Raw genomic sequence first — 1,892 nt, forward strand, 5'->3', positions numbered from 1 at the left:
CTCAGCCATCGGATTCACTGCTTGGGGAGGATGAGCCGGCGCGGTTGCGCGGACGGGTGCCGATGTGACCCGCGGAACATGTATCGCCATACCTCAGCACAGAGGCAGGAGCGGTGTGCCGCGGCACAGGTGCCCGAGGGCACGCCCGTCAGAGTAGACCAAGACTCAGTGGTGGGTGTAAAGGATCGTCGTGAGGACCGCGGCGACGAGCGCTGCTGAACGGCGGCGATCGCATCACAATGCGACCTTCGCCCAAGATGTATGTGCCGAGCACGTGTAAAGCAGACGAAACGGCGCCCCATGCGCGACTAAGGGATATGTTCCGGTACGATGAGTAGCCAGCTGCGAGAGTAGGCCTGAGCGCAAGGGCTGCAACCACACCCGCACCCGAACAACCAACGATAAGACCAGAGTGGAGTCATGCACCCCTACGTCGCGTATCGCATCCTGAGCAGCCCCGCCAACCGCCAGCTGCGGCCGGATGAATGCTGTGCGAGCTTGCGCGAGATTCTGACCCGCCTGCGGCAACGATGGCCGCTGGGCGCGGCGAGCCGGCGGTAACCTCCGGCGGTGCAGCAGCCCACTCCGCGCCCGAGTGGGCGCCGTCCGTGGCGCGTCATCAGTGAGCGCTTTTAATACCCGCAGCCGCTAGCGCATCAAGACCTGTGCCCGACACGAGGGAGACCGACAGTGGCCGCGGGACTCCTCGACGCTTCGCACCAAGGGTTCTTTAAGGCTCAGCCGCCGGTGACTTGAGCTGATTCTGCACGTACTCAATGACAGAGTCGGGGAGACGAACATAGCCGATTTGCTCGGTCACCGCTTGCCCCGGGCCCATAGCATAGTCAATGACATCCTTGAGCGTTTGCAGCTTGCTCGGGTCCTCGTATTCCGTCCGCAGCATCAGCCAGGAGAGCGCGACGATGGGATAGGCCTCCGCGCCTATCGGATCAGTCGCCTTGGGCGCGCTCGGGTTGGCCATCACCGAGCTCAGGGCGGCGTCGAAAGCGGCGTTGCCCGGGTCGATCATGTTACCGGCGCGGTTCTCCAACGCCGCCATCTGGATGCCGGGCAGGAAACCCCAGGCATACTGCACGTAGCCGATGCTGCCGGGGACCGCCCGCACGGTGGCTGCGACACCGCCGTTGCCGGGCGAACGGACCAATGCGGTACGGTCCTTCAGTGTGTCCGGCCAGTCCGGTTTCATGTTGGCTCCGACGGCTGCCGCGAAGTCTGGGCTCAGGGCACTCAGGTGGCGGGTGAACTTGTAGCTGGTGCCACTGGCATCGGCGCGTGCCACGACGACGATGGGCATGTCCGGCAGGCCCACATTAGGGTTGGTGGCTGCGATCGCCGGATCGTTCCAGTTGGCAACCGCGCCGGAAAAAATGCCCACCAAGGCATCACGGCTCAGCTTCAGCGCCGGAACGCCCTCCAGGTTATAGACGACCACGATAGCGCCAGCCGCCATGGGCAGCTGGTGCACGCCGCCCGGCACTTGCGCGGCTTCTTCCTCGGTGAGCTTGAGGTCGGTGCCCGCGAAGTCGACGCGGCCACCGATGAAGTCCTTCACACCGCCAGCGCTGCCGATGCTTTGGTAGTCCATGTGCACGTCCGGATGGGCCAAGTAGTAATCCCGGAACCAGCGCAGATAAAGCGGCGCGGGGAAGCTGGCACCGGTACCCAGAAGTCTGAGCGCGTCCTGCCCGCCTTCCTCGGCCTGCGCCGGTGCAAGCAGGCCAGCCAGCAACAAGGGAATCAGCAAATGGCGCAGGCAAGCCAGCGAGGAACGGGCATGGTTCATTTTTGGTCCTCGGCTCCAAAGCGATGATGGGGGTAGTGCGACGGAGGCAGGGGCTCAGGCGGCGCCGATTGGACTGCTCTCCCTCTCC

1 protein-coding gene is annotated in these 1,892 nt (G+C 64.5%); it reads right to left on the reverse strand.

Annotated elements, in window-relative coordinates:
* Window positions 1-730 precede the first annotated feature (730 nt).
* The gene (pstS, locus tag I6U14_RS00530) at window positions 731-1,804 is read right to left on the reverse strand and encodes a phosphate ABC transporter substrate-binding protein PstS (RefSeq protein WP_296895997.1); all 1,074 of its coding nucleotides are present in this window, start codon (window positions 1,802-1,804) and stop codon (window positions 731-733) included.
* Between the last annotated feature and the right edge of the window lie 88 nt (window positions 1,805-1,892).

The organism is Thiohalocapsa sp., from assembly GCF_019695415.1.
In the GTDB taxonomy this organism is placed as follows: Bacteria; Pseudomonadota; Gammaproteobacteria; order Chromatiales; family Chromatiaceae; genus Thiohalocapsa.